At 73.4% G+C, this 4202-nt stretch carries 1 protein-coding gene; it reads left to right on the top strand.

What is annotated here, in order from left to right:
* On the top strand, window positions 1-4202 hold a 4202-nt coding region (locus ABZ497_RS36575; protein WP_359812425.1), incomplete at both ends, for a type I polyketide synthase.

The following is a 4202-nucleotide window of genomic DNA, read 5'->3' as shown; positions in this document are numbered from 1 at the left end:
GACGGTGCGTCGAACGGTCTGACGGCGCCGAACGGTCCGTCGCAGCAGCGGGTGATCCGGCAGGCGCTGGCGAACGCCGGACTGTCCGCGCGGGATGTGGACGTGGTGGAGGCCCATGGCACGGGGACCCGCCTCGGCGACCCGATCGAGGCCCACGCGCTGCTCGCCACCTATGGCCAGGACCGCCCGGCGGAGCGGCCGTTGTACCTCGGGTCGGTCAAGTCCAACATCGGGCATCCGCAGGCGGCGGCGGGTGTGGCGGGTGTTATCAAGATGGTGTCGGCGATGCGGGCGGGTGTGCTGCCGAGGACGCTGCACGCCGACGAGCCCTCGCCGGAAGTGGACTGGGACGCGGGGTCGGTGGAGTTGCTGTCGGAGGCCCGGGAGTGGGGTTCTTCGGTGGAGCGGCCGCGTCGGGCGGCTGTCTCCTCCTTCGGGATCAGCGGGACCAACGCGCATGTGGTGCTGGAGCAGGCGCCGGTGGAGGAGCCGTCGGCCGCGTCGTCGGGGCCGGGGGTGGCGCCGCTGGTCGTGTCCGCGCGGGGCGGGTCGGCGTTGCGCGCGCAGGCGGCGCGGTTGGCCGACTGGTGGGAGGCGCGGGACGACCTGGGTGTGCCGGATGTGGCCTGTTCGCTGGCCTCGGGGCGTGCGCGGCTGGAGCGCCGGGCCGTGATCGTGGCGGGGGACCGGGCCCAGGCGCTGGCGGGCGTCCGTGCGCTGGCTTCGGGCGAGCCGTCGCCCGCGCTGGTGGAGGGTACGGCCGATCCGCTGGACGCCTCCGGCGTGGTGTTCGTGTTCCCGGGTCAGGGGGCGCAGTGGGCGGGGATGGGTGGGGAGTTGGTGGATTCCTCGCCGGTGTTCGCGGCGCGGTTGGCGGAGTGTGCGCAGGCGTTGCGGCCCTTCGTCGGTTGGGACGTGCTCGATGTGGTGCGTGGTGTGCCCGGTGCTCCGTCGTTGGAGCGGGTGGATGTGGTGCAGCCGGTGTCGTTCGCGGTGATGGTGTCGTTGGCGGCGTTGTGGCGTTCGTACGGTGTGGAGCCGTCGGCGGTGGTGGGGCATTCGCAGGGGGAGATCGCGGCGGCGTGTGTGGCGGGTGCGTTGTCGCTGTCGGAGGCGGCGCGGATCGTGGCGTTGCGCAGCCGGGTGATCGCGGAGCGGTTGGCGGGGCTGGGCGGGATGGTGTCGCTGGCGCTGAGCCCGTCGCGGGCACGGGAGTTGGTGGCTGCCGCGGAGGGCCGGTTGTCGGTGGCGGCGGTGAACGGGCCCGGCTCGGTGGTGGTGTCGGGGGAGCCGGCGGCGTTGGAGGGGCTGCTGGCGGACTGTGAGGCGCGGGGCTTGCGGGCGCGCCGGATCCCGGTCGACTACGCCTCGCACTCCGCGCAGGTCGAGACCGTACGGGACCATCTGCTCGCCGCGCTCGGCCCGGACCGCGCGGCGGCCTCGGAGGTGGCGTTCTACTCCACCGTCACCGGGGACCTCCTGGACACCGAGGGGATCGACGCCGACTACTGGTACCGCAACCTGCGCGAGACCGTGTGCTTCGACCAGGCCGTCCAACGGCTCTCCGCACAGGGCCACGGCGTCTTCATCGAGGTCAGCCCCCACCCCGTGCTACGCCCGGGCATCGAGGAGACGGTCGACGCCGTGGTGGTCGGGTCGTTGCGGCGGAACGAGGGTGGGCTTGAGCGTTTCCTCGTGTCGGTGGCCGAGGTGTGGGTACGTGGTGTGTCGGTGGACTGGGGTGTGGCCACGGGGGGTGGGCGTCGGGTGGAGTTGCCGACGTATGCGTTCCAGGGTGAGCGGTTCTGGCTGGAGCCGTCGGTGGTGGGTTCGGGTGTTTCGCCGTTGGGTGCGGTGGATGCGTTGCGGTATCGCGTGGTGTGGCGGCCGTTGGATGTGGTTCCGGCGGTGGGGTCGGGGGGTGTGTGGCTGCTGGTGGTGCCGGAGGGTGGTGCTGACGGTGGCTGGGGGTCGGCGCTGGTGTCGGCGTTCGCCGAACTCGGTGTGGATGCCGGTGTGTTGGTGGTGGAGGGTGCGGTTGGGCGTGACTCGTTGGCGGCGTCGTTGAAGGGGCGTGAGCCGGCGGGGGTGGTGTCGTTGCTGGGCAGTGGGTCGGGTGCGGTGGCCGGTGGTGGGTCGGTGCCGTGGGGTCTGGCGGCGTCGGTGGCGTTGGTGCAGGCGTTGGAGGACGTGGGTGTGGCGGCGCCGTTGTGGTGTGTGACGCGGGGCGCGGTGGCGGTGGGTGGTGGTGAGCGGGTGTCCGGTCCGGAGCAGGCGATGCTCTGGGGTCTGGGCCGGGTGGTCGCCGCGGAGCTGCCGGACCGGTGGGGTGGTGTGGTGGATGTGCCGGAGTCGCCCGGGGTCGATCTGGCGCGGGCCACGGTCACCGCCCTGCTGGGTGGCCATCGTGAGGACGAACTGGCGGTCCGGGCTGCGGGGTTGTTCGTGCGGCGGTTGGAGCGGGCGCCGCTGGCGGGCCGTCCGGCGGTGCGTGACTGGAGGCCTGGCGGCACTGTGCTGATCACGGGTGCCACCGGCGCGCTCGGCCGTCACGTCGCCCGGCGCCTGGCCGCCGACGGCGCCGAACACCTGCTGCTGCTGAGCCGGAGCGGTCGTGCCGCACCCGGCGCCGAGGCATTCGAAGCGGAGCTCACGGGGCTCGGTGCGAAGGTCACCGTGGCCGCGTGCGACGTGTCCGACCGGGATGCGGTCGCCGAGGTGCTGGGCGCGCTGCCGACGGAGCACCCGCTCACCGCCGTGTTCCACACGGCCGCCCTGCTCGACGACGCCCTGATCGGTGACCTGACCGCCCATCAGATGGAGCACGTGCTCCGGGTCAAGGTCGGCGGCGCCCGGGTGCTGCACGAGCTGACCGCGGGCCTGGACCTCTCCGCCTTCGTCCTGTTCTCCTCGATCGCCGGGACCTGCGGCCTGGCCGGTCACGCCAACTACGCACCGGGCAACGCCTATCTGGACGCACTGGCCCACCAGCGGCGGGCGGACGGCCTGCCCGCCACCGCGATCGCCTGGGGCCACTGGGACGGCGGCGGCATCGCCGCGCCCGCCATCGAGGAGCAGATCCGGCGACGCGGTGTGCTGACCTTCCGGCCGGAGCTGGCGCTGGACGCGCTCGCGGGGATCCTCGACCACGACGAGACCGCGGTCGCCGTCTTCAGCACCCGCTGGGACGGTACCGGGCTCGGCGCGGGCGCCAGGCCGGTCCCGCTACTGAGCGACCTGCTCGCCGCCGATCGCCCGGTGGCCGGTCCGGAGCGGACGCCCGCGACCTCCGCCGAGGAGTCCCCGGACCTGGCCCGCCGCCTGGCCGGACGCTCCGCCGAGGAGCAGCGGAAGGCCCTGCTGGACACCGTCCGCCAGGTGGTCGCCTCCGTCCTGCGGCACTCCTCCGACGACACCGTCCTGCCGAGCCGCGCCTTCAAGGAGCTCGGCTTCGACTCGCTCACCGCCGTCGAACTGCGCAACCGCCTGCGGATCGCGACCGGCCTGCGGCTGACCGCCACCCTGATCTACGACCATCCGACGCCCGTCGCCCTGGCCGACCACCTGCACGCGGAACTCTTCGGGCACCAGCCGGCCTTCCCGGCCGCCCGTCCGGTGACGGCCGGATCCGACGAGCCCGTCGTGATCGTCGGGATGAGCTGCCGGTACCCCGGTGGCGTGCGCTCGCCGGAGGACCTGTGGCGGCTGCTCGACGCGGGGGCGGACGCGATCTCCGCGCTGCCCGCGGACCGCGGCTGGGACGTCGACGGCTTGTACGACGCCGACCCCGACGCGTCCGGGCGGTCCTACGTCCGGGCGGGTGGGTTCCTGGATGCCGCCACCGAGTTCGACGCGGGGTTCTTCGGGATCTCGCCGCGGGAGGCGCTGGCGATGGATCCGCAGCAGCGGTTGCTGCTGGAGACCTCGTGGGAGGCCTTCGAACGGGCGGGGATCGACCCCGAATCGGCCCGGGGCAGCAGGACCGGCGTTTTCGCGGGCCTCAGCATGCAGGACTACACGACCCTGCTGCGCGAGGCGTCGACCGAGGTCGAGGGCTACGCGGTGACGGGTAGCGCGGGCAGCGTGCTCTCGGGCCGGGTTTCGTATGCGTTGGGGTTGGAGGGGCCGGCGGTGACGGTGGACACGGCGTGTTCGTCGTCGTTGGTGGCGTTGCACCTGGCGGTGCAGTCGTTGCGGTCGGG

The sequence above is a fragment of the Kitasatospora sp. NPDC005751 genome, assembly GCF_040630835.1.
Lineage (GTDB): Bacteria > Actinomycetota > Actinomycetes > Streptomycetales > Streptomycetaceae > Kitasatospora.
Note: the sequence above shows the minus strand (reverse complement) of the source record. Positions and strands in the feature narration are given on the sequence as shown.